The following is a 23,039-nucleotide window of genomic DNA, read 5'->3' on the forward strand; positions in this document are numbered from 1 at the left end:
GTTCAGCCTAGTCAGGGCAAAAACGCGCCGCCAGTACCGGGGCTCGGTACTGGCGGCGCGTCCAGGAATTGAATTACTTCTTGGGGCTCGCTGCCGATTCGACAACCAGCTTGCCGGAGACGATGTCCGCCTTGAGAGCATCGAGCTCGGACTTGGTCTCTGCGGTGACAGCGGAGTCGAAGTCGTGGAACGGAGCGATGGCAACGCCATCGTTCTCCAGGGTGCCCACGTAGGCTGCGTTGTTGAACTTGCCTTCGGTATCGTCCTTGACCACTGCTTCGACGGCTTCGCCCATCTGCTTGACCACGGAGGTCAGCATCAGGTCCTTGTACTCAGGAGCGGTCAGGTAGCCATCGGAGTCAACCCAGATGAGCTTGACGTCCTTGCCGGCAGCCTTGGCTTCCTTCAGCGCAGCACCGGCACCCTTGCCCACCGGTCCGGCCACGGGCATGATGATGTCCGCGCCCTGGTCCAACAGGTTGATGGTGACCTGCTTGCCGGTGTCCTGCTTCTCGAAGTCGCCCGTGAAGGAGCCATCCTGGGTGGTCTTGTCCCAGCCGACTACCTGGACGGTCTTGTTTTTGGCCTTGTTGTAGGCCTGAACACCGTCGTAGAAGCCATCCATGAAGATGGTGACCGTGGGGATCTTAATACCGCCGAAGGTACCTACCTTGCCGGTCTTGGTGGTGGCCGCGGCCGCATATCCTGCGAGGTAGGCCGCCTGTGCCGTGTCATAGACAATCGGCTTGACGTTGGCGATCGGGGTCTCGTACGTGTAGTCCACGATCGCGAAGTGCTTGTCCGTGTTCTTCTCCGCGGCGGCCTTGGTGGCGTCGCCCAGGAGGAAGCCGACCGTCACGGTGAGGTTGCAACCGGCCGAGATCATGCCGTTCAGGTTGGTCTCGAAATCGCTGTTGGCCTTGGATTCGGCCGACTTTACGGTGATGCCGAGGTCGGTTTCAGCCTTCTTGAGGCCCTCGAAGGAGGACTGGTTGAAGGACTGGTCATCGAATCCGCCGGAGTCAGAGACGATGCAACCCACAAAGTCGCTCTTGGTGGCCGCGCCGGATCCGGCGTCGGGAGCCTGGCCACAGCTGGTCAGCAGGAGCGCGGCTGCACCGAGGGTGGCAACACCGGCCATTGAACCGCGCTTCAGGGTGGCACGCAGTGGTTTCTTCAATTTTCCTCCAGGAAGAAAGTGATGGCGCTACGACGGATGGTCAATGAGTGTCCGTTTCCTATACCTGAGGCAGAAACTCTGTTTTCACTGATGCTCGCAGCTGCGCCGAAGCGCATTGATGAAACCAACACTAGTGGCCTGGAACACACCCAGCTACCACAAATGATCCCTCCAGGTCAGATTGTTGACCTTTTGTTACCAAGCAGTAGCCGGGTGCGCAAGTCACGTGGCGCTGGGCTCTAAATTAGAGCCGGACCAGCATCTTGCCGGTGTTGGCACCGTCCAGAAGGTCCATGAATGCCTGCGGCGCATTCTCCAGACCGTCAACGATCGTCTCGTCATAGCTCACTGAGCCATCGGCCAACCAGCCGGCCATCTTCTGGGCGAACTCGGCAGCGTGCTGACGCTGGCCGCCCACCAGGAATCCGCGCATGGTCAGCTGCTTGCCGATTGCCTGCATGAGGTTGCGGGGAGCTGCGGGAGGCTCGGTGGAGTTGTACTGTGCGATCGCACCGCACATGGCAATGCGCCCGCCCACAGTCAAGGTTGCCAACGCAGCCTCAAGGTGCTCGCCACCAACGTTGTCGAAGTACACGTCGATCCCGCGCTCCCCTGCTGCTTCACGCAGCTGGTCAAGGACCGGACCATCGTTGTAGTTGAAGGCGGCGTCGAAGCCGAGCTCCAGCAGGCGGGCAACCTTTTCCGGCGATCCGGCACTGCCGATGACCCTGGAAGCGCCCATGGCCTTGGCAATCTGGCCCACCATGGAACCCACGGCACCTGCGGCGCCGGAGACGAACACAACTTCGCCTTCCTTGAACTCCGCCACTTTGAGCAGACCGGAGTAGGCAGTGAGGCCGGTCATGCCCAAGGCGCCAAGGAACGCGGAGGTGGGAGCAAGCCCACTGGGGACCGGGGTGGTGGCTGCGGCATCCACTACTGCGTGCTCGCGCCATCCGAGTGAATGCACGACGACGTCACCCACCTTGTGCGCGTCCGAACGGGACGCGATCACCTCGCCCACCGCACCGCCGTCGAGCGCTGCATCGATCTGGAACGGAGCCGAGTACGACTTGACGTCGTTCATGCGCCCACGCATGTAGGGGTCAACGGACATGAATTGGTTCTTGACCAGGATCTGTCCGTCGCCGAGCTCAGGCAGCTGGGCCTGGGTGAGCCGGAAGTTATCTGCCACCGGGCGGCCCTTGGGGCGGGAAGCCAGCTGGATTTCGCGGGTCTCTACGGGCATGGAAACGGCGCTCATGCTGCGAACTCCACGAGCTTGAGGTCTACGGCCATGTTGCCGCGGGTGGCGTTGGAGTAAGGGCACACCTGGTGCGCTTTGTGCATGAGTTGCTCAGCCGTCTCGCGGTCCAGGGCAGGCAGGGCGATTTCCAGTTCGGCAGCGAGGCCGAAGCCTTCGCTGTCGGTCAGCGGGCCGATGTGAATCCTGGCGGCGACGGCCGAATCGGTCAGGTCAACGCGCTCCTTGCGCCCTACCAACCGCAAAGCGGAGTGGAAGCAGGCTGCGTAACCGGCGGCGAAGAGCTGCTCCGGATTGGTGCCTTCGCCGTTTCCGCCGAGCTCCTTGGGGCTGGCAAGTGCGACATCCAGCTTGCCATCATTGGTGCGGGCGTTGCCGTCGCGGCCTTCGCCGGAGGCCAGTGCCTCAGCAGTGTAGAGAGTCTTCATGGTGTTTCCGTTCTCTTAGGGAAGGGATGTCCCGGGATTTTCCGGGAGGTCTGTTCAGAGTGAGCTGTTCAGCGCTGCCGTGAGCTTGCCGAGCGTGGCGTGCAGCTGCCCGATTTCCTCGGCCGAGAGGCCGGCAGCGTCAGCGAGGCGCTGGGGTACAGCCTGGGCGTTGGCGCTCAAGGCGGTGCCTGCGTCGGTCAGGACTACATCCACCCGGCGCTCATCCTCGGCCGAGCGGTGGCGTTCCACCAATCCCATGGCCTCCAGGCGCTTGAGCAGGGGGGACAACGTTCCGGAATCCAAGCCCAGTTCCGCACCAAGCTCACGGACACTCCGTGGCTCCTGCTCCCAGAGCACCAGCATCACCAAGTACTGCGGGTAGGTCAGGCCGAGGTCCTCCAACACGGGGCGGTAGACCGCCGTCGCCGCTTTGGACGCCGAGTACAGCGCAAAGCAGACCTGGTGGCGGAGGCGGGGTGCATCACTCATGACTAAAACGATAGTGCACAATTTAATTGTGCACAACTCATCCCATCCAAAAGCACCCAACCGAGTCGCAGTTAAGCGCGTTTTGAGGGGTCAAAACGCGCTTAACTGCGGACTTAGTTGGGTTTACTGCTCGAGGTCGCGGATGGTGCGGAGGGCGGCGGCGGTCAGGACGCGGATGGCGTATCCGAGGGCGCGCTCGTCAACAATGAAGTCACCGCGGTGGAGGTCGTACTCTTCGCCGCCAGGAGTGTGCGTGCCCAGGCGCATCATGGCACCCGGAATGTCGGCAAGGAACCAGGCGAAGTCCTCGCCACCCATGGACTGCGGCGTGAGGACCACTGCGTTCTCACCCAGCTCAGCGCGGGCAGAGGCTTCAATGAGGGCGGTCTCATGCTCAGAGTTCACCACGGGCGGCACACCGCGGGTGTGTTCCAGGTGCACATCAACGCCGTAGGGCGCGGCAACCTGCCGGACCACGTCGTCCAGCAACTTCCCCGCGCTATGCCAGGCATCACGGTCCAGGCAGCGCATGGTCCCGGCCATATAGCCGGAGCCCGGTATGGCATTCGGCGCGGAACCAGCGGAAATTTGGCCCCACACCACCGACACACCGCTGCGGACATCCACCCGGCGGGAAAGCACTGCCGGCACATTGACCGCAATCTGGGCCAACGCGAACACAAGGTCCTCGGTCAGATGCGGCCGTGATGTGTGGCCGCCGCGGCCGGAAAGCTCAATTTTGATGGTGTCCGAGGCCGAAGTGATGGCACCAATGCGGGTGCCGATCTGCCCCACATTAATCCTCGGATCGCAGTGCAGCGCAAGGATGCGCGGCACGCCCTCAAGCACACCCTGCTCAATGCAGGACAGGGCGCCGCCCGGCATGGTTTCCTCGGCCGGCTGGAAGATGATCCGGACCGTGCCACCCAGCGGGTTGTTCTTGTGCATCCGCTGCAGCGTCAAGGCGATGCCCAGCATGGCGGTGGTGTGGACGTCATGCCCGCACGCATGCGTAACGCCATGGTTCTTCGACGCGAAGGGCAGGCCGGTTTCCTCAATGATCGGCAATGCGTCGATGTCCCCGCGAAGGGCAGTGGCAATGGGGCCCTCACCCACGTCAACCGTCAGTCCGGTCTCATCCAGACGCCGCGGCTTCAGCCCGGCTGCTTCCAGCCGCTCCACGAGCTTGTCCGTGGTGCGGAATTCCTTGAAGGACAACTCCGGGTGCGCGTGGAGGTCCCTCCTGAACTCGATCAGTCCGGGGAGCAGTTCATCAACCCAAGGACTCACAACGGGAGCGGGCTCGGTTTCAGTGGTGTAATTGCGCACGTCACAACTCTAGCCATGCGCGGCACCTGAAGAACGAAAGCCACCTCTTGGTTACGCTGCGTTCAGACGCAGGACAACCAAAGAGGTGGCTCACGGTATAAGCAGATGTACTACAGCACGTCCGTATCGCCGCTGGCCTTCAGGGCGTCAACAGTGCCCTTGACCAGTTGCGCGTGTTCCTTGGTGGTGACAAGGAGCGCGTCCGGCGTGTCCACAATGACCACGTCCTTGATGCCGATCAAGGCAATAACGCGCTTGGTATCGGAGACCACCACGCCGCTGGCGTTCTCGGCGAACACACGGGCCCCCTCACCCAGCACCGTCACTTCGTCGACGTCGCCTGCGTTGTTAAGGCGGCCGATCGCGGCGAAGTCGCCAACGTCGTCCCATCGGAAAGTACCAGGCACGACGGCGACATCGCCGGCTTCCGCTGCTGGCTCCGCCACGGCGTAGTCAATGGCGATTTTCGGCAGTGTTGGCCACACGCGCGAGGTCACTTCGGCGCGCTGCGGCGTATCCCAGGCCTCAGCGATTTCCTGAAGGCCCTTGAACAGTTCAGGCTGATTGGCCTCAAGGTGCCGGAGCATAAGCGCCACGGGGGCAACGAACATGCCCGCGTTCCAGACGTAGTCCCCTGCCTCGACGTATTTGTTGGCCACTTCCTGGCTGGGCTTTTCCACGAACTCCGCAACAGCAAGCGCGTTCGGGGCGCCTTCCACGTTCAGGGCCGCACCGGAGCGGATGTAACCGAATCCGGTAGAGGGGTGGGTGGGCTTGATGCCGATGGTGACAATCTTGCCAGTGGCCGCGGTAAAGATTGCCTCGCGCACGGTCTCCAGGAAGAGATCGTCCGGGCTGATGACCTGGTCTGCAGCGAACGAACCCATGATGGTGTCAGGATCGCGGCGGTAAAGGATGGCGGCGGCAAGGCCGATTGCAGCGCCGGAGTCCTTGGGCTCGCTCTCCAGCACCAGTTCGTCGTCACCTATTTCGGGGAGTTGGCGGCACACGGCGGCGCGGTGCGCCTCACCGGTAACAACAAGGACCCGTTCACCGGCCAGCGGTTCCAGGCGGTCATAGGTAGCCCTCAACAACGTGCTGCCGGAACCGGTCAGATCGTGGAGGAACTTGGGCGCAGCGGCACGCGAGAGTGGCCATAGCCGGGTCCCCACACCGCCCGCCGGAATAACCGCATGGAAGCGGTTCAATGGCGATTCCGGGTATTTCGCGTCTTCTGTACTCACCGCAACACTTTATCCTGTGCCGGCGGGAAGCCCTGCAGCAGGACACACGTGTGGCGTTCGTCTCAGCCAGTTCCCAAAAATCGCCTGAATATCGGCAGGAAACATGGAATTAACAAGGAGAGAAGCCCGTCCTAAATTGAATATGCTGTTAGCGAAGCCTAGATTTAGGCGTGAGCTACGAGTGCTCTCGCAGCAGGCGTTCCCCCCGCGTGGATCCCATGCCAGCGCCGCTGTGTTGCAGGAAGGTTTAATCAGTGCCGACAAAACCAGCTGGCACCTTGTACCGCGGCCGTGAAGGCATGTGGTCCTGGGTTGGACACCGCATTACAGGTGTAGTGATCTTTTTCTTCTTGTTGGTCCATGTGCTGGACACCTCATTGGTGCGCGTGTCCCCTGAGGCCTACACCGCCGTCATTGGCGCCTACAAGAACCCCCTCATGGCCCTGGGTGAAACGGGCCTGGTCGCCGCGATCATCTTCCACGCCTTCAACGGCCTGCGTGTGATTGCCATCGACTTCTGGAAGAAGGGCGCGAAGTACCAGCGCCAGCTGCTGTGGGTCGTGCTTGCACTGTGGCTTGTCACGTTCGCAGGCTTCGCTATCCGCCACCTTTCCCTCGCGCTGGGAGGCCACTAAGCCATGACAACCATCGAATCCCCACGCAGTGGAAAAATCGGGAGCGGCAAGATCGCACCGAAGTACAACCGCACCGGCACCAGCCGTGGCAACTTCGAAATGATCGCCTGGCTCTTCATGCGCCTCTCCGGCATCGTCCTGGTGGTGCTGATCTTCGGCCACCTGTTCGTGAACCTGCTGGTAGGCGAGGGCATCCATGCAATCGACTTCGGTTTCGTAGCCGGCAAGTGGGCCGATCCTTTCTGGCAGTTCTGGGACCTGGCCATGCTGTGGCTTGCCATGCTGCACGGCACCAACGGTGTCCGCACCATCATCAACGACTACGCCGAGAAGGATTCCACGCGCTTCTGGCTGAAGATGGTCCTTTACGCGGCAACCTTGGTCATCATCATCCTTGGCACGCTGGTGATCTTCACCTTCAACCCGTGCCCCGTCGTCGACGGCGTTCAGTTGCCTGGCGGTTTCTGCCCGGCCCCGTAGCGGCGCCTTCCGGGTTACTCCCCCGAGTGAACCGGTTCGCCTGACGTAGCGGAGCAGCCTCCGCCGACCATCTGAATTTTTGAAAGAGAGAGCATCTGGTATGCAGGTCCATAAGTACGACGTCGTCATTGTCGGTGCAGGTGGCGCCGGCATGCGCGCCGCGATCGAATCCGGTCAGCGAGCACGCACCGCGGTACTGACCAAGCTCTATCCCACCCGCTCGCACACAGGTGCAGCCCAGGGTGGAATGTGCGCAGCACTGGCCAACGTCGAAGAGGACAACTGGGAGTGGCACACCTTTGACACCATCAAGGGTGGCGACTACCTGGTTGACCAGGATGCCGCCGAGGTCATGGCGAAGGAAGCCATTGACGCCGTGTTGGACCTGGAAAAGATGGGCCTTCCGTTCAACCGCACGCCCGAGGGCCGGATTGACCAGCGCCGCTTCGGTGGCCACACCCGTGACCACGGCAAGGCTCCTGTCCGCCGTGCATGTTACGCAGCTGACCGTACCGGTCACATGATCCTCCAGACGCTGTACCAAAACTGCGTCAAGCACAACGTTGAGTTCTACAACGAGTACTACGTCCTTGACCTGCTGATCGTCGAAGAAGACGCAGTGCGCGAAGACGGTACCCCGTACAAGCAGAAGCGTGTTGCCGGCGTTGTCTCCTATGACCTCGCCTCCGGTGAACTGCACGTCTTCCAGGCCAAGTCCGTAGTGTTCGCCTCCGGCGGCGCCGGCAAGGTCTTCAAGACCACGTCCAACGCCCACACCCTCACGGGCGACGGCATGGGCATTGCGTTCCGCCGCGGTATCCCCCTGGAAGACATGGAGTTCTTCCAGTTCCACCCGACCGGCCTTGCCGGCCTGGGCATCCTCCTGACCGAGGGTGCACGTGGTGAAGGTGCCATCCTGCGTAACTCCGAGGGTGAGCGCTTCATGGAGCGCTACGCCCCCACCATCAAGGACCTTGCACCCCGTGACATCGTGGCCCGCGCCATGGCCAACGAAGTGCGTGAAGGCCGCGGTTGTGGCCCTAACAAGGACTACGTCCTCCTGGACCTGACGCACCTTGAGCCTGCCCACATCGAGGCCAAACTTCCGGACATTACGGAGTTCGCCCGCACCTACCTTGGTGTGGAACCGTTCACGGATCCCGTCCCCGTGTTCCCCACCGCGCACTACGCCATGGGCGGCATCCCCACCAACATCACCACTGAGGTGCTCCAGGACAACGACACCATCGTCCCGGGCCTCTACGCAGCCGGTGAAGTTGCTTGTGTCTCCGTACACGGTTCCAACCGCCTCGGCACCAACTCGCTCCTGGACATCAACGTCTTCGGTAAGCGCGCCGGTATCGCCGCTGCGGAGTACTCCAAGACAGCTGACTTTGTTGAGCTCCCCGAGGACCCCGAGGCAATGACCCGTGGCATCCTCAGCGGCTTGCTGGAAGGCAACGGCACCGAGCGTGTGGCGCAGATCCGCAAGGAACTGCAGGACACCATGGACGCCAACATGCAGGTGTTCCGCACCAAGGAATCCCTGGAGCAGGTCCTCCGCGACATCGCTTCCTTCGAAGAGCGGTACAAGCACGTCACGGTTCAGGACAAGGGCAAGCGCTTCAACCTGGATCTCCTGGAAGCAGTGGAGCTGGGCTTCCTCCTGGACATGGCCAAGGTCATGACCGTTGGTGCACTGCACCGTGAAGAGTCACGTGGTGGCCACTACCGCGAGGACTTCCCGGACCGCAATGACGAAAAGTTCATGAAGCACTCCATGGCTTACCTGGACACTTCCGTCACCGTCGACTCCTCGGCGGAATCTGTTGCGGGCATCCGTCTTGAGACGAAGCCCGTGATCTTTACCCGTTACGAGCCGATGGAGCGTAAGTACTAATGACCACCGAAATGGCAGAGCCCGCTTCCAAGATCGAGCTCCCGGCAAGCGTTGCCGGCGACGGTGAAATCCCCACATTCCACATCACGCTCCGCGTGCGTCGCTACGATCCCGAAATCTCGGAAGAGGCACGCTGGGATGATTACAAGCTGACCATGTACGGCACGGACCGCGTGTTGGATGCCCTCCACAAGGTCAAGTGGGAGATTGACGGCAGCGTTTCCTTCCGCCGTTCCTGCGCCCACGGCGTGTGTGGCTCGGATGCCATGCGCATCAATGGCCGCAACCGCCTCGCCTGCAAGACGCTGCTGAAGGACCTGGACACCTCCAAGCCCATCACCGTCGAGCCGATCAAGGGCCTCCCCGTGGAGAAGGACCTGATCGTGGACATGGAACCCTTCTTCCAGTCCTTCCGCGAAGTCATGCCGTTCCTGATCAACAAGGGCCACGAGCCCACCAAGGAACGTCTGCAGTCCGTTGAGGACCGTGAGCGCTTTGATGACACCACCAAGTGCATCCTTTGCGCTGCCTGCACCTCGTCCTGCCCGGTCTTCTGGACCGACGGCCAGTACTTTGGTCCGGCCGCGATCGTCAACGCCCACCGCTTCATCTTTGATTCGCGCGATGACGCTGGCGACATGCGCCTTGAGATCCTGAACGACAAAGAAGGCGTGTGGCGTTGCCGCACCACCTTCAACTGCTCGGAAGCATGCCCCCGCGGCATCCAGGTAACCCAGGCAATCGCCGAGGTCAAGCAGGCCATCCTGGCCCGCAAGATCTAGTTCAGCAGTTTCTTTCAAGAACAGCACGACGACGGCGCCGCTCACCACTGATGGTGAGTGGCGCCGTCGTCGTTAATCCAGTGCCGTACCAGTCCACAGACGCCCATCCACCACCGCAACCGGTGCTGGCAAGACAAGGAGACCAGCGTGTCACGCTCTGAGAAGATCAGCTTCACGGGAAGCACCGGCGACACCCTGGCCGGCATCATCGACGTCCCGGAAGGTCCTGTCCGCGGCTGGGGCTTGTACTCGCATGGCCTGACCCTTGGCAAGGACAGCCCTGCAGCATCGCGCATCTGCAAGGGCCTGGCGGACCAGGGAATCGGCATGCTTCGCTTTGACAACCTGGGGCTGGGTGGCTCTGCCGGTGAGTGGTCGGCTGGATCCTTCAGCGTCAAGGTGGCCGACACCATCCTCGCTGCCGGGTTCATGCAGGAGCAGGGCCGGGGCATTTCTTTGCTGGTGGGCCACTCATTCGGGGGTGCCGCTGTATTGGCCGCAGCGCGCGACATTCCCGGACTCAATGCCGTGGTGACGGTTGCCGCGCCCTACGAACCCAAGCATGTGGAGCACATGTTCGACACCGAGATCGAGGACATCCTCCGGGATGGCAGCGCCGTGGTGGACCTTGGTGGACGCCCCATGGAGGTTCGGCGCCACTTTGTGGAGGACGTGGAACGCGCTGACCTGCGTGACTGCATCCGCACCCTGCACAAGCCCTTGATGGTGATGCACTCCCCCACTGACAACACCGTGGGGATCGATAACGCCAGCGAAATTTTCCAGACTGCCCGCCATCCCCGGAGTTTCATCTCCCTCGAGGGAAGCGAGCACCTCCTGACCGGTAGGGGCCAGGCAGCACGGGTAGCGCGCATCATCGGTGCGTGGGCAGACCCCTACATGGAAGTCCGCGACTCCAACTAAAGGCCCGTACCCGCCCAAGTAGGTAGCAGCAGAGCGCGTTCTGAGCCCTCAAAACGCGCTCTGCTGCGACTGAGTTGGGTGCTACTTGCCGATGGCTGCCTTGCTCTCGCTGAGCCATTGGTCGGCAGCCTTTTCCGGGGAAAGCCGCTTGAAGAGAACTTCGGTATTGATGCGGGCCGTGATCTCCGATACGGCGGTGGAACCCGTAGGACCAATGAAGGTGGGAGCGAAGTCCATCTTGCCGATCTGGTCAATGTAGGCAGCTTCAACCTTTCCCTGCGGTGTCAGCAGATCCTGGATCGCCATGCGCATTCCGGCGTTGCTGGGTACGCCACGGTCACTCTGGATGATCTTGGCCGCGGCCTCGTTGTTCACCATGAAGCTGACCAGCTTGGCGGCGGCCTCCGTGTGCCTGCTGCGGGCTGAGATCGTGTAGAACTGCGAGGACTGCAGCCAGATGCCGGGGGTCGGTTTTTCACCGGGAAGCTTAAGCAGCTTCAGCTCGGCCCCGGAAGCTTTGCTGAGGGCCGTCAGGGAGTTGGTCCACGTGAGCATCATGCCCGCCTGCCCCATACCCATGAGGGTTTGTTCAGTGCTGACATTGAGCTTCTCAACTGTCTCGGAGGCGCTGGGGGCTGCGCCTGATTCACTGAGCCTCAGCGAGAAGTCGAAATATTCCTTGACGGTGTCCTTGTCCAGCCCCAGCTGACCGTCCTGGGTGTACAAGGACTTGCCGCGTTGTCGGGCGAAGGCATCCAGGGAGTCGTGCGTGAGGACGGTGGCTGTCCCATAGGTGCCATTGGGGCTTTTTGCCGTGATGTCCGCGGCGGTCCGGGCGAAGTCGTCCCATGACCAGGTGCTGTCATCGGGAAGGGCAACACCGGCGGCCTGGAACACTGCTGGGTTTACAACGATCGCCAATGCATTGGCCCCCGTGGACACACCGTACTGCTTGCCTTGGACCTGCCCGTTTTCCAGCGCTCCCTGGTCCATTTTGGAGAGGTCCAGTGCGCCCTCCACCGTAGACAGATCCAGGAGTGCGCCACGGTTGGCGTATTCGGCAGGGTACGCACCACCCATGGTGATGACGTCGGGAGCATCGTTGGCAGCCACTTGGGTGGCCAGTTTGTCGAAGTAGCCGCCAATATCACCGTATTCCGGCTTGACCTTGATGTTGGGGTTGGCGGCCTCGAATTCCTTGATGGCCTTGTTGGTCAGTTCGGCCCGGGTGGCGTTGCCCCACCAGGAGAACCGGATCTCCACAGGGCCGTCTTCGGACTGGTTGGAGGAGGGACCCGAGCAGGCCACAGTCATGCCGAGCATGCCGACGGTGGCCAGGATAGCTATGGACTTTCGCATACGACGGAGAGATTTACGCGCCATTGGGTAAGCTTCTTTCAAATCATGAGAAAACGGTTCCTGAAACGTATCAAGGGTCATAGTAACCGTCAATAGTTTTGACCATGAACTATTTCGTAGCCCCAAGGAGTACGCCATGTCCCCACGCCTGGACGACATCCAGATCCGCGACCCGTTTGTCCTCACCCAAGCGGACTCAGGGCAATACCTCCTCTTCGGCAGCACTGATAAGAACATCTGGTCCGGACAGGCCACCGGATTCGACTGCTACCGCAGCACTGATTTGTTGAACTGGGAGGGCCCCATCGAAGCCTTCCGCCCCGCCGCCGACTTCTGGAGCCAGGAGCAGTACTGGGCACCCGAGGTCCACGAGTACCATGGCCGCTTTTACCTGTTTGCCACCTTCACTGCCCCGGGACGCCTTCGTGGAACGCAGATACTCTCCGCCGAAAAACCGGAAGGACCCTACACGCCGTGGAGCGATGGCCCCGTCACTCCAGCCCATTGGCAATGCCTGGACGGCACCCTCCACGTGGACGCGGAAGGAAACCCCTGGATGGTTTTCTGCCATGAGTGGAAGCAGGTGCACGACGGCGCCATGCTGGCCCAGCGGCTCAGCGGCTCAGCCCGGACCTTCGCACGGCCGCGGGCGTGCCGGTCTTCCTCTTCAGCGCCTCGGAGGCACCGTGGTCGCGTGCGCTGGACGCCCCCTCCGCCAGTGACCGCGAGTTCCCCGTCTACGTCACCGATGGGCCCTTCCTGTTCCGCCTCGCTAGCGGAAACCTCATCATGCTGTGGTCCAGTTTTGGCGACCATGGCTATTCCATGGGCATCGCCCGCAGTGAATCAGGAACCGTGCTTGGCCCGTGGGCCCAGGAAGCCGAACCACTGTGGGGCACTGACGGCGGCCACGGAATGATCGGACGGCACTTGGATGGCAGCCTCTTCCTAACCCTCCATCAGCCCAACAAAAGCCCCCATGAGCGCGCATCCTTCTTTCGGCTGATCGAGCGTGAGGACACGGTGACCCTGGCCCCTTGAGAGCAGGACATCCCGGACTCCGCCATGTGGGGGGGGTTGACAGCCACGTACACCACGACAAGGATTGAATCGTTTCGGAAAACGGTTTCTCATGTCGGCTGACCGCTGACGGAGACCTGCACCGGACACCATTTGACCGGATTGTCCCCAGCAGCAGTCAAAGCAGACAGCATCAGGAGGGCGTGCAGAGTGCACAGCCACAGCAAGAGTCCGCAATCCCCCGCCATCGACCGCAAAGCGCTGGTCCAACGGCACAACGTCCGCCAGCACCAGTTGGACCCGCGCAGTCCGGTGTCCGTTGGCAATGGCGAGTTCGCGTTCACCATGGACCTCACCGGGCTGCAGTCGCTGCCCGCCGAGTACCCTGTGGGTGCGCGCGACGAACTGCCACCGGGAACACTCCTGGGAACGCAGTCGCAATGGGGCTGGCATTCCGTTCCACCGCCCCAGCCCTACGATCTGGCCGGCTCTACGGTCCTCTACGATTCACCGCGCGGCCCAGTCCCCTATGTGGACATGGTGGGCGGAATCGTCAACGACAGGGAAACCGGTACCTCCCGGGCCGAAACTTGGCTGCGGGCCAACGCACACCGACTTGATCTGGGACGCATCGGCTTCCGTTGGACCGAAGAGGGAACTGACCGCCCCCTCACCGCGGCAGACATCTCCGGAACCGCGCAGACACTGGACCTCTGGACTGGAACGGTCACCAGCCGTTTCGTCCTTGCCGGGCACCAGGTCACAGTGACGACGGCGTGCCACCCCTACCGTGATGAGCTAGGCTTCCGTATCGAGTCGACGGCGGTTGGCGCCGGCTTAAGTGTCAGCATCGGCTTTCCCTACGGATCCGAAGCCTGGCATGACGCGGCGGATTGGAACCGTCCAGAAGCCCACACCACCACCCTCACCGGGCCCTCCACCACCACAACATCTCCCGGAACAACGTCCTGGCAGGCGCACCGCTCGCTGGACGACTCCCGGTACCAGGTGGTGGTTACCGGGCAGGGCCTGGAGGTGGAACAGCCAGAGGAACACCGGCTGCGCATAGTTCCCGGCGCCACGTGTGATGCCGGTCCTGCAGGGGTGCTGGACTTCACCGTCGCCTTCCACCCTGCCGGCGACGGCGACTGCATCCCCCGCGGAACCACCAAGCCTGCCAGCCACGCGGACCAGGTGAGTGGACAGGCAGCGGCCACTGACGGCGTCGAACGTTCCACCGCGCAGTCCGTGATCACGGCCGCCGGGACCTACTGGCCCGCATTCTGGACCTCAGGCGGGGCGGTCGAACTGGACGCCACGGACGACCCCCGCGCCAAGGAGCTGGAACGCCGAATTGTGCTCTCCCAGTACCTCACGGCGGTCAATTGCTCGGGCTCGTTGCCACCCCAGGAAACCGGGCTCGTGTGCAATTCATGGCGAGGCCGCTTCCATCTGGAGATGCACTGGTGGCATGGGGCGCACTTTGCCCACTGGAACCGGGTGGAGCTGCTACTGCCCTCATTGCGCTGGTACTCCAGCGTGCTGGAAACCTCCCGTCAAACTGCCAAAGCGCAGGGATTCGACGGCGTTCGCTGGCCCAAGCAGGTGGGACCGGACGGGCGGGAGAGCCCCAGCCCCATCGGGACCTTCCTGATCTGGCAGCAGCCGCACCCCATCCACATGGCCGAACTGGTGTACCGGGCCAACCCCAGCCGCGAAGTCCTGGCGGAATTCGCGGAAATCGTGTTCGAGTCAGCAGCCTTCATGGCCTCGTTCGCGCACCCCACCTCCCGCGGTTTCGAACTGGGGCCACCCTTGATTCCCGCCCAAGAAAGCTACGGGTCAATTCGCGCCAAGGTCACCAACCCCACCTTTGAGCTTGCCTATTGGCAATGGGGCCTGCGAACGGCAGCGACCTGGCGGGAACGCCTCGGGCTCGAACCTGTGGCGGAGTGGTCCGAGGTGGCAGAGGGCATGGTGCCGCCCCGTGTGGTGGATGGGGTCTACGCAGCAATCGACGTGGAGCCTTTCACCATCCGCACTGACCACCCCTCCATGCTGTGTGCCCTCGGCGTTCTCCCCCTGACCGACATCATCGATCCGGAGATCATGCGCGCCACCTTGGCCGGTGTTCTGGCCGATTGGGACTGGGGCAGCACCTGGGGCTGGGACTACCCCGTGATGGCCATGACCGCAGCACGGCTCCAAGACCCGGAAACCGCGGTGGATGCCCTGCTGCTGAGCGCCGGCAAGAACACAGTCCTTGCCAACGGGCACAACCGCCAGACCAACTCGTTGCCCCTGTACCTCCCCGGCAACGGCGGTCTGCTCTCAGCGGTGGCCCTCATGGCATCAGGCTGGGACAACGGACCGGACCGCCACGCACCCGGCTTTCCGGCCGACTGGACCGTGGCGTGGGAAGGGCTGGTGCAGGCGCCATGAGCCACACTGCAGAATCTCCTCGCCGCTACGCCATTATCGGGACGGGCAGCCGCTCCGAAATGTACGTCAGGGCACTGCTGGGAAGCCATTCCGACGTCGGCACTCCGGTGGCGTGGGTCGATTCCAACCCGGTACGGATGGCTTACTACGACCGCCTCTTTGGCCAGTTCCGGCCAGGAGCCGCCCTGCCGTCGTCGTATGCACCCACAGAGTTGGAGCGCACGAGGGACGAGACGGGTGCCGACGCGGTGGTGATCACCACCCCGGACTTCACGCACCACGAGTACGTGATGGCTGCGCTGAAGCTGGGCATGGACGTCGTGGTGGAGAAGCCCCTGACCGTCAATGCGCAGAACGCCGCGGCGATCGCCGAGGCCGCCGCAGCCTCGTCCGCCAATGTCACCGTCACTTTCAATTACAGATACTCACCGAGGAACACCCTGGTCCGCCAACTGATCGACGCCGGCGAAATCGGCAGCGTGACCTCAGTCCATTTCGAGTGGCTTCTGGACACCGGACACGGCGCGGATTATTTCCGGCGCTGGCACCGGGAGAAAGAGAAGTCCGGCGGCCTCCTGGTCCATAAAGCCACCCACCATTTTGACTTGGTCAACTGGTGGACATCCGGCGTGCCGGAGACAGTTTTTGCTGTGGGAGGGCTGCGGTTCTACGGGGAAGGCAACGCCGGCGCTTCCTCCCCGGGAGCACGCGACGGACGATTCGACCTCGATCTTGGCAACGACCCCAGGATGCGGCAGTTGTTCAAGGATGCCGAGCACGTGGATGGCTACCGCCGCAACCAGGACGTGTTTGCCCCCGGGGTCACCATAGAGGACAACATGAGTGTCCTGGTGGGCTACCGGAGCGGGGCCAGCCTGGCCTACACGCTGCACGCACACGCGCCGTGGGAGGGGTATCGGGTGGCCATCAACGGAACACGTGGCCGGTTGGAACTGGACGTGGTGGAAAAGCCCCACCGTGCCCGGGGAGCGGACCAAACGGTGGACCCGAGCGCGCAAGACGATGGGACAGCTGACGGGGCGGCACGGGACTCGCTGCGCCCGCGATCCAGCAGGCTGCTCCTGCAGAAGCACTTTGAACGGCCCGTGGAGATTCCCATTCCCGAAGGCGTGGGCGGACACGGTGGCGGCGACCTGAAACTGCTCGACGACGTCTTCCGTGGTGGGGTGACTCCGGGCACGCATGGATCCCTCGCCGGCGAAGAAAAGCTTTCACGCCGCGCCGGTTACCTGGACGGATTGCGGAGCATCGCGGTCGGGATCGCAGCCAACGCGTCCATTGCCACCGGCGAGGTGACACGCATCAGCGAGTTGGGCTTCCCCATCGACCAGCCCGCCCTTCACGACTCCTGACACCAGGAAGGCCCGCTGTGACGCCCTGGGTCAGGGGCTGTCACAGCGGGCCTGCCTCGTTCCCGAGCCGGGAACCGTGCTGATGGGTCCTCAGGCCTTGCTGGCCGCGAGCGCTTCTTCAAGCTCCGAGCGGATCTTGTCACCACCGCCGGATCGCCATTCCTTGACGGCGTCGTCCCAGGCGGCGACCGGCTGGCGGTCCTGGAGGATGTCATCGCGGACGGAGCGGAGCTTCTTCTCCAGCTGGCTTCCCTTCCTGACCTCGGTCTCGGAATACAAGCCCTCCACCGGGCTTGCCGAACCATCGGGCAGGACGCGGTTCATTTGCTCATACTGGGCTTTCACCACGTCTTCCTCACCGGGGAGGTACAGCACCGTGGGGGCGTCTGCCAGGTATTGCTGGCCCAACTGGGTTTGCCCTACTCCGGAGTCCAGGGGCACAGGATCGGTCCCTGAGAGTTGATAGTGGACTCCCTTCACTCCGTATTTGCGGAACAGATACTCTTCAGTGCCGAACGGAGCCGCCAGCCAGTTGGCCACCTGCAGGAATGTCTCCAGCCTGTCCCCGGCGTTCTTGTTGAAAGCCACCACACTGTGGGTGGGTGAGCCGATCCATAGCGAGCCCTTGCCGCCGTCGAACCCTGGAACGTCCAAAGCGGAGATCTTGAAGCCCTCCTGCCCTGCGGCCTGTTGGTAGTACGCCGGCCAGGCGCTGTAGGAGTCGCCGGTGAAGTATGCAGTCCCGGCCAGGAACCACTGTTTGTACTGGCCCGCGTTGGCTGCGAAGGCGTCCGGATTTACCACGCCTTCAGCAAACATTCTCCGCCCGGCTTCCAATGCTTCCTTCATCTCGGGTGTTTCATCCTTGTTGGTGAGCTGCCCGTTTTCCTCACGCCAGCCGTTGGGCACGTTGAGGGTCTGGGCGATGAAGTTGATGGGAACCTGGGTCAGCGCCCAGGTGTTGGCCTTAGGGTCGCTGAGCTCTTTGCAGAGTGAGAGGTAGTCCTGGAAGCTGGCCGGTTGGGCTGTGATGCCTTTGGCTGCCAGCAGGTCCTCCCGGCGGTATTGGATGGTGCTCTGAAGGACACCGCGGGGAATGGGGATGGCAAAGATTTCGCCCCCGAACATGGCCGCAGACCATGACTCCGAGGGGATGTTGGCCAGGAAGGGGTAGTCCTTGATGGCATTGCCGGAGAGGTGTTCGGTGAGGTTTGCAGCTTTGGCCCGGAGTAGTTGCGGGACGGAGTTTGCACCGCGTGCCACTTGGAAGATGTCCGGCAGGGTGTCTCCTGCCACCACGGTGGCGAACTTACTGGGATAGTCGGTGGCCGGCGTCATGGAGATCTGGAGGTCCGAGCCCAACCGTCGGTTCAGTTCCTGCCAGTAGGCGTTCTTATCCACCCCCGGCGGAATGGGCGAGGACGTCTGCACCATGGAGGTGATGGCCTTCCCGTCACCGGGAGCCTGGGCCAGTGCTTTCACGGGCTGCGCCGGGTAGCGGTAAAAGACGTCAGGGATGCCAAGGTCGGTGCCTTTGAGGTCCGGGGTCACTCCCTCATAGCGGATGAAGTCCGGCAGTGCACCTTTGCCCTGGGCGCCTGCGGCTCCCCCTTGGGCACCGGGTGAGCAGGCGGCCAGCAGGGGGCTGCCCAACGCCGCGAGGGCCAATATTCCCAGGGAACCGCGAGCAAAACTCCTGCGGCTGAACTGTTTCTGTGAGACGGCTTCGTGCATGACCGTGACCTTTCTAACCTTTGACGGCGCCGGTGAGGACGCCCTTGGCGAAGTGCTTTTGGAGGAAGGGAAAGACAATGAGGATCGGGACAAGCGAGAGGACCAGGATGGCCATTTGGATGGAGGGCTGCGGTGGCATGCTCTCCATGACCCCGCTCAGGTCTCCTTGATCCAGTTGCGCGTTGTTGACCACGTAGGTTCGCAGCACCAGTTGGAGCGGCCATTTGGCACTGTCATTGAGATACAGCAGGGCATTGAAGAAGGCGTTCCAGTAGCTGACTGCATAGAAGAGGCCGATCACGGCGAGCACTGCTTTGGAGAGTGGCAGGCAGATCCGGCTGAAGATCTGCCACTCCCCTGCGCCGTCGATCCTCGCCGATTCCAGCAGCTCTGAAGGGATCTGACTGAAGAACGCACGGATCACGATCACGTTGAAGCCGCTCACCATGGACGGAACGATCAGGGCCCACAGGGAGTCGATGAGGCCCACTTCCTTGACCACCAGATAGGAGGGAATCATGCCCGGGGAGAACAGCAGGCTGAAGAGCACTAACAGCAGCATGGTCTTCATCCCGAAGGCCCCGGGCCGCGCCAGGGCGTATCCGAGCAGGCTTGTCACCAGGAGGGATAACAACGTCCCGGCGATGGTGACAAAACCAGAGACGGCCAAGGCCTGGGTGACCACGCCGCCGGACAGGATGGACTGGTAGGCGCCGAAGTTCAGGGTGTCGGGCAGGATCACGAACCAGCCGTTGCGGGTCACGTGTTCGGGACTGGAGATGCTGGTGGACAGGATTCCAAGGAAGGGAAGCACGACGGCGGTACACGCCACTGTGAGGAGCACACCTTTGAACGCACGCATCATCAGCCCTGGCGGTTCGACTCCGTTAACGGTCCTGCGTTTCCTGCGCTTGGCGGGTATCCCCCTTTCGGCAACGCTGGTTCCGGACGTGCTTTGACGAGTGGCGTCCTGGGTGGTGGTCATGCTTTGTACACTCCGTTCTCGCCGAAAGCGTGGGCGATCTTGTTGGCTGCCAGGACAAGGACCACGCCGATGAGTCCTTTGACCAGTCCGACGGCTGTGGAGACACCCCAACTGCCTCCGACGATTCCGTTGTTGTAGACGTAGGTGTCCAGCACCTCTGAGGCCTGGACGCCCACGGCGGCCTGCTGCAGGATGATCTGTTCGAATCCCACACTGAGCGAGTCACCGAGCTTCAGGATGAGGAGCAGGATGATGATGCCCCGCAAGCCGGGGAGCGTTATGTGCCATAGCTGGCGCCATCGTCCTGCACCGTCCACCGCGGTGGCTTCGTACAGTGACGAATCGATCTGGGACAGTGCAGCCAGGAACAGAATGGTTCCCCAGCCGGTGTCCTTCCAGATCACCTGTGACGTCAGGAGTGCGAAGAAGGTATCCGGGTTGCCCAGGATGTCCAGGGCAGCCCAACCATTGGATCTGAGGAAGTTGTTGACCATTCCCGAGCCACCGAACATCTGCTGGAAGATAGCCACCACGATCACCCACGAGAGGAAATGGGGAAGGTACAGGATGGACTGGACGAGTCTCTTCACCCGCTCTGAAAGCAGGCTGTTGAGGAGAAGCGCCAGGACGATGGGCACCGGAAAGACGAAGACCGTCTGGATCAAGGTCAGGACCAACGTGTTCCGGAGTGCGTTCAGGAAATCGGGATCGCCATTGAACAGCACCTGGAAATTCTCCAGGCCGGTCCACATCGACTCCCAGATCCCCAGGAACGGCTGGTAGTCCTTGAAGGCTATGACATTGCCCAGGAGGGCAACGTAGTGGAACAGCAGCAGAAGGATCATTCCGGGTAAGGCGAACGCCAAGAGCATCCGGTCCCGCCACATCCGCTGCCACCAAGGCTGTTTCCGACGCCCTTCCGGCGCTTGGGCCACAGCCGGCGATCCGGGCGGTTTCCTGCTGGTTTCGATCGTCATGCAACACCTTTCACGGGCTCGTTGGCTGGGAAGGCGAGCGGTTGTTGATACGTTTCATAAATGGTGTGACCGGAGCGGACACCAGCGTCGGCAAGTTCCCAGCAACCCCGACGCGGCCGGTAAGGAGCCCGGCCCGTGCCCGCTCCGGAGCTTTTAGTCCAGCTCGAGCCTGATGGCGTCGTAGGCGGCCTGATTGACGGCCACCGGGTCCGCCCCCTCGTTGATGGTGAACGTCACCGTATTGACTCCACGCTTGAGCAAAGCGGCGTCAAAGCGGAACTCACGGGAGTAGTTCCGCCCGGCATGGGAGCTGCGGTACGTGGCGCCCTTGGCATCGGATGGCTGAAATTCCCACACGAAGGGTTGCCCATTGATCCGGATGGTGAGGTTGGTGGTCACATTCGGAACAGGAACAGCGGACCCCATGGCCCACGCAGCCAAGGCCACCGTCAGCGTGGCCTGCTGCCCTTTCCGTGAGGCTTTTTCCGCGTCGAAGGTATCAAGGGTGAACGACACCGACCACGGAGCCTGCGTTTTTCCGTCCAGGACCTGGTGCTGGATGTAACCCCAGTCCTCAGGGCCGCTTTCGCCCACCACATAGTGCACACCGTCCGGGAAGTCGCCGTCGAAGAAGGTGAAGGCATCATAGCGCCGGGATTCCTGGCCCCGCCGGAATTCAGCCGACGTCCTGTCCGGGGTGCCGAGCTGCCATACGGTCCTGCCGTGGGCAACGGGCTTCCACACCATGTTGGCGAGCCTGACGACACCCTGGTCCACCACAACGTCGTCGATGACGTGCTCACCCCAGACTCCGGGCTTGACCACGGTCACGCGGTAGGTGCCGGGACGGACATTCTTGAGCTCGAAAGACCCGTTGCGATCCACCTCGGCCCAGTACTGGAAGCCTTCGGTGGTGTCCTGTGCCGGCACCCGGTTATCCGACAGGATCACCAGCGCGCCCTCCATGCTCTTTTGCCCTGGCACCTTTGCCTTGCCGGACACTGTGACGCGGGAAGCGGTAGGAACCCATCCTTCCAGCGCCACCCGATCATAGAATGCGGCATGTTTGTCGAAGCGGGCATACGAGACCGCTTCTTCGCGCATGCGCTGCGGATCGCTTCCCTGGGTGAGCAGGACGAAGTATGGTCCGTAGGTTTTCGCCCAGTCGCCGTAGGTGTCCACGGGCATGGCCCCGAAGTGCGTGGCATGCGGCTCTACGAGCAACACGGGCGCTTCAGTGGTTTGATGCAGGGTGAGATCCTGCCGGAACGGACCACCGTTGAAGGACTCGCGGTTGGGCGTGACGGACCAGATTCCGTAGCCATTACCGTACAAGCCGTGCACCGAGTGATCCTTCATGGAAACAGCCCAGTCGTACTTGGTGTAGTACCGGCGGGCATAGGCGCTTCGGGTTCCCGCCAGATCATGCGTGGCGTCCATGACCATCGGACCGGCCTGGAGGTCCTGCGGTGTGGGCATCCGCGCCGCGTCAGCTCGCCACGGCTGGCCAAAGGTGTCCTCCTCCACGCTGGCGTGCGTGAAAATCTCCGGGTCCACCCATGCGACGAAGCGGTGTTGTTCCAGATGCACCCCCGCGTGCTTGGAACTGTGCGAGAAGCGGGGCGCCAGATGGAATCCTGGCTCTCCTGAGCGGAAGATGAAGTTCCATTGCCGCGCATAGGGACCCGAAGCCGAGGCATTGAGGACAGCCGATACCACCACAAAGTCCTGCTCCTGGCGCACGGCGAAAGTGGTTCCCGGCGTGTAGTCGCCACCGGGCGCCCCCAAGACGCTGGTTACCTGATCGAACCGGCCGCGACCGGTGGTGCCGAGCAGTTCCTGCCCGTCCAGCTTCAGGGAGACGAGGCGGGCGTTGCTGGCTTTGTCGAAAACGGCTTGGACACGGCCGTTATCCACGGTGATCTGGGCGGAGTTCTCGGTGAATGACGGGGCCGGGCCACTGGAGGGAGCCTCCTCAGCGGCTACGGCTGGCGTTTGCACTGTAGCGACGGCGGCCAGTGCCAGTGCGGTTCCTGCGGCGCTGAAGGCGTGGAATTCCCTGCGGGAGATCATCGTCGATCCTTTCGAAGGCGGAGGGGTCAACAACATTCATCCACCGCATGACAAGACCGTCAAGATCTTTGACACGTTTCAGGATGCACTGAGAAACCGGTTTCCGCAGAATGACGCGTAAAAACTGACATCGGATGTTTAATTCTTTATCTCACGATGTGAGACGAAAAGCGTTGCCTGAAGGAAAATGGGAGCGCTTACATCCGATCAATTGGTCCTCAAGGTGACTCGCAGCTCCCTCATGGACGGAGGGGACTTCAGTTTTTCCGGGGACCCATCGACGCCCCGACGAGTGCGCCAAGCCCCACCCCGATGAGGATGCCCAAAAAGGGTGACTTGAACACCAACTGGCCAACGATGAGTCCGGCCGCGGCTCCGAGGAGGCAAGCGATCCACAGTGGGTTGTTCATGGCGGCCTCCA

At 62.3% G+C, this 23,039-nt stretch carries 20 protein-coding genes; 8 read left to right on the forward strand and 12 right to left on the reverse strand.

The window, feature by feature from the left end:
- Window positions 1-73 precede the first annotated feature (73 nt).
- The 6 genes from EU811_RS19260 to EU811_RS19285 form a co-directional block, all read right to left on the reverse strand.
- A complete protein-coding gene (locus EU811_RS19260; RefSeq protein WP_446698065.1) occupies window positions 74-1,180 on the reverse strand; it encodes a BMP family lipoprotein in 1,107 nt (368 codons plus the stop codon).
- Between the two features lie 244 nt (window positions 1,181-1,424).
- Window positions 1,425-2,444: an NADP-dependent oxidoreductase gene (locus EU811_RS19265; protein ID WP_142939914.1), complete on the reverse strand. Its 1,020-nt coding sequence runs from the start codon at window positions 2,442-2,444 to the stop codon at window positions 1,425-1,427.
- On the reverse strand, window positions 2,441-2,872 hold the full coding sequence (locus EU811_RS19270; RefSeq protein ID WP_142939915.1) for an organic hydroperoxide resistance protein: 432 nt from the start codon (window positions 2,870-2,872) through the stop codon (window positions 2,441-2,443). Before EU811_RS19270 ends, EU811_RS19265 begins: the two co-directional genes overlap by 4 nt.
- A 54-nt stretch (window positions 2,873-2,926) precedes the next feature.
- Window positions 2,927-3,361, reverse strand: coding sequence for a MarR family winged helix-turn-helix transcriptional regulator (locus EU811_RS19275; RefSeq protein ID WP_142939916.1), 435 nt, complete (start codon window positions 3,359-3,361; stop codon window positions 2,927-2,929).
- 123 nt (window positions 3,362-3,484) lie between these two features.
- A complete protein-coding gene (locus EU811_RS19280; RefSeq protein ID WP_142939917.1) occupies window positions 3,485-4,690 on the reverse strand; it encodes an amidohydrolase in 1,206 nt (401 codons plus the stop codon).
- Between the two features lie 110 nt (window positions 4,691-4,800).
- The gene (locus EU811_RS19285; protein ID WP_142939918.1) at window positions 4,801-5,934 is read right to left on the reverse strand and encodes a mannose-1-phosphate guanylyltransferase; all 1,134 of its coding nucleotides are present in this window, start codon (window positions 5,932-5,934) and stop codon (window positions 4,801-4,803) included.
- A gap of 254 nt (window positions 5,935-6,188) precedes the next feature.
- Here EU811_RS19285 and sdhC point away from each other — a divergent pair, with 254 nt between their 5' ends.
- The 5 genes from sdhC to EU811_RS19310 all read left to right on the forward strand — a co-directional run bounded on the left by sdhC (window position 6,189) and on the right by EU811_RS19310 (window position 10,655).
- Entirely contained in the window at window positions 6,189-6,569 is a 381-nt protein-coding gene (gene sdhC, locus EU811_RS19290) for a succinate dehydrogenase, cytochrome b556 subunit (protein ID WP_011773978.1), read from the forward strand.
- Between the two features lie 3 nt (window positions 6,570-6,572).
- The gene (locus EU811_RS19295; RefSeq protein WP_142939919.1) at window positions 6,573-7,049 is read left to right on the forward strand and encodes a succinate dehydrogenase hydrophobic membrane anchor subunit; all 477 of its coding nucleotides are present in this window, start codon (window positions 6,573-6,575) and stop codon (window positions 7,047-7,049) included.
- A gap of 100 nt (window positions 7,050-7,149) precedes the next feature.
- Window positions 7,150-8,949, forward strand: a complete 1,800-nt coding sequence (gene sdhA / locus EU811_RS19300; RefSeq protein ID WP_142939920.1) for a succinate dehydrogenase flavoprotein subunit — start codon at window positions 7,150-7,152, stop codon at window positions 8,947-8,949.
- A complete protein-coding gene (locus EU811_RS19305) occupies window positions 8,949-9,731 on the forward strand; it encodes a succinate dehydrogenase iron-sulfur subunit (protein ID WP_142939921.1) in 783 nt (260 codons plus the stop codon). The genes sdhA and EU811_RS19305 overlap by 1 nt, the downstream gene beginning before the upstream one ends.
- A gap of 147 nt (window positions 9,732-9,878) precedes the next feature.
- Window positions 9,879-10,655 (forward strand): alpha/beta hydrolase family protein, encoded by a 777-nt coding sequence (locus EU811_RS19310; RefSeq protein ID WP_142939922.1) that lies wholly within the window; start codon window positions 9,879-9,881, stop codon window positions 10,653-10,655.
- An 81-nt stretch (window positions 10,656-10,736) separates the two neighbouring features.
- Here EU811_RS19310 and EU811_RS19315 read toward each other — a convergent pair whose 3' ends face one another.
- The gene (locus EU811_RS19315) at window positions 10,737-12,038 is read right to left on the reverse strand and encodes an ABC transporter substrate-binding protein (protein WP_142939923.1); all 1,302 of its coding nucleotides are present in this window, start codon (window positions 12,036-12,038) and stop codon (window positions 10,737-10,739) included.
- A 112-nt stretch (window positions 12,039-12,150) separates the two neighbouring features.
- On the opposite strand from EU811_RS19315, the gene EU811_RS19320 reads away from it, so the two are divergent.
- The 3 genes from EU811_RS19320 to EU811_RS19330 all read left to right on the forward strand — a co-directional run bounded on the left by EU811_RS19320 (window position 12,151) and on the right by EU811_RS19330 (window position 16,849).
- A complete protein-coding gene (locus tag EU811_RS19320) occupies window positions 12,151-12,933 on the forward strand; it encodes a family 43 glycosylhydrolase (RefSeq protein ID WP_238703463.1) in 783 nt (260 codons plus the stop codon).
- Between the two features lie 446 nt (window positions 12,934-13,379).
- Window positions 13,380-15,476, forward strand: a complete 2,097-nt coding sequence (locus EU811_RS19325; RefSeq protein ID WP_446698066.1) for a hypothetical protein — start codon at window positions 13,380-13,382, stop codon at window positions 15,474-15,476.
- Window positions 15,473-16,849: a Gfo/Idh/MocA family protein gene (locus tag EU811_RS19330; protein WP_142939925.1), complete on the forward strand. Its 1,377-nt coding sequence runs from the start codon at window positions 15,473-15,475 to the stop codon at window positions 16,847-16,849. The genes EU811_RS19325 and EU811_RS19330 overlap by 4 nt, the downstream gene beginning before the upstream one ends.
- Before the next feature lie 90 nt (window positions 16,850-16,939).
- Here EU811_RS19330 and EU811_RS19335 read toward each other — a convergent pair whose 3' ends face one another.
- The 5 genes from EU811_RS19335 to EU811_RS23695 form a co-directional block, all read right to left on the reverse strand.
- The gene (locus EU811_RS19335; protein WP_142939926.1) at window positions 16,940-18,583 is read right to left on the reverse strand and encodes an extracellular solute-binding protein; all 1,644 of its coding nucleotides are present in this window, start codon (window positions 18,581-18,583) and stop codon (window positions 16,940-16,942) included.
- A gap of 13 nt (window positions 18,584-18,596) precedes the next feature.
- Window positions 18,597-19,568, reverse strand: coding sequence for a carbohydrate ABC transporter permease (locus tag EU811_RS19340; RefSeq protein ID WP_238703464.1), 972 nt, complete (start codon window positions 19,566-19,568; stop codon window positions 18,597-18,599).
- Window positions 19,565-20,545 (reverse strand): ABC transporter permease, encoded by a 981-nt coding sequence (locus tag EU811_RS19345; protein ID WP_165450211.1) that lies wholly within the window; start codon window positions 20,543-20,545, stop codon window positions 19,565-19,567. Before EU811_RS19345 ends, EU811_RS19340 begins: the two co-directional genes overlap by 4 nt.
- Window positions 20,546-20,698: 153 nt before the next feature.
- Window positions 20,699-22,618, reverse strand: coding sequence for a polysaccharide lyase family protein (locus tag EU811_RS19350; protein WP_160147665.1), 1,920 nt, complete (start codon window positions 22,616-22,618; stop codon window positions 20,699-20,701).
- A 257-nt stretch (window positions 22,619-22,875) separates the two neighbouring features.
- On the reverse strand, window positions 22,876-23,028 hold the full coding sequence (locus EU811_RS23695) for a glycine zipper domain-containing protein (RefSeq protein WP_142939928.1): 153 nt from the start codon (window positions 23,026-23,028) through the stop codon (window positions 22,876-22,878).
- Window positions 23,029-23,039: the final 11 nt, after the last annotated feature.

It is taken from the genome of Arthrobacter sp. TS-15 (genome assembly GCF_006964045.1).
Lineage (GTDB): Bacteria > Actinomycetota > Actinomycetes > Actinomycetales > Micrococcaceae > Arthrobacter.

Excerpts from the sequence above, each read along its gene's own strand:
- EU811_RS19265 (WP_142939914.1), bottom strand. The coding sequence starts at position 2,444 with ATGAGCGCCGTTTCCATGCCCGTAGAGACCCGCGAAATCCAGCTGGCT.
- EU811_RS19270 (WP_142939915.1), bottom strand. The coding sequence starts at position 2,872 with ATGAAGACTCTCTACACTGCTGAGGCACTGGCCTCCGGCGAAGGCCGC.
- EU811_RS19275 (WP_142939916.1), bottom strand. The coding sequence starts at position 3,361 with ATGAGTGATGCACCCCGCCTCCGCCACCAGGTCTGCTTTGCGCTGTAC.
- EU811_RS19295 (WP_142939919.1), top strand. The coding sequence starts at position 6,573 with ATGACAACCATCGAATCCCCACGCAGTGGAAAAATCGGGAGCGGCAAG.
- sdhA (WP_142939920.1), top strand. The coding sequence starts at position 7,150 with ATGCAGGTCCATAAGTACGACGTCGTCATTGTCGGTGCAGGTGGCGCC.
- EU811_RS19305 (WP_142939921.1), top strand. The coding sequence starts at position 8,949 with ATGACCACCGAAATGGCAGAGCCCGCTTCCAAGATCGAGCTCCCGGCA.
- EU811_RS19315 (WP_142939923.1), bottom strand. The coding sequence starts at position 12,038 with ATGGCGCGTAAATCTCTCCGTCGTATGCGAAAGTCCATAGCTATCCTG.
- EU811_RS19320 (WP_238703463.1), top strand. The coding sequence starts at position 12,151 with ATGTCCCCACGCCTGGACGACATCCAGATCCGCGACCCGTTTGTCCTC.
- EU811_RS19325 (WP_446698066.1), top strand. The coding sequence starts at position 13,380 with ATGGACCTCACCGGGCTGCAGTCGCTGCCCGCCGAGTACCCTGTGGGT.
- EU811_RS19330 (WP_142939925.1), top strand. The coding sequence starts at position 15,473 with ATGAGCCACACTGCAGAATCTCCTCGCCGCTACGCCATTATCGGGACG.
- EU811_RS19335 (WP_142939926.1), bottom strand. The coding sequence starts at position 18,583 with ATGCACGAAGCCGTCTCACAGAAACAGTTCAGCCGCAGGAGTTTTGCT.
- EU811_RS19340 (WP_238703464.1), bottom strand. The coding sequence starts at position 19,568 with ATGACCACCACCCAGGACGCCACTCGTCAAAGCACGTCCGGAACCAGC.
- EU811_RS19345 (WP_165450211.1), bottom strand. The coding sequence starts at position 20,545 with ATGACGATCGAAACCAGCAGGAAACCGCCCGGATCGCCGGCTGTGGCC.
- EU811_RS19350 (WP_160147665.1), bottom strand. The coding sequence starts at position 22,618 with ATGATCTCCCGCAGGGAATTCCACGCCTTCAGCGCCGCAGGAACCGCA.
- EU811_RS23695 (WP_142939928.1), bottom strand. The coding sequence starts at position 23,028 with ATGAACAACCCACTGTGGATCGCTTGCCTCCTCGGAGCCGCGGCCGGA.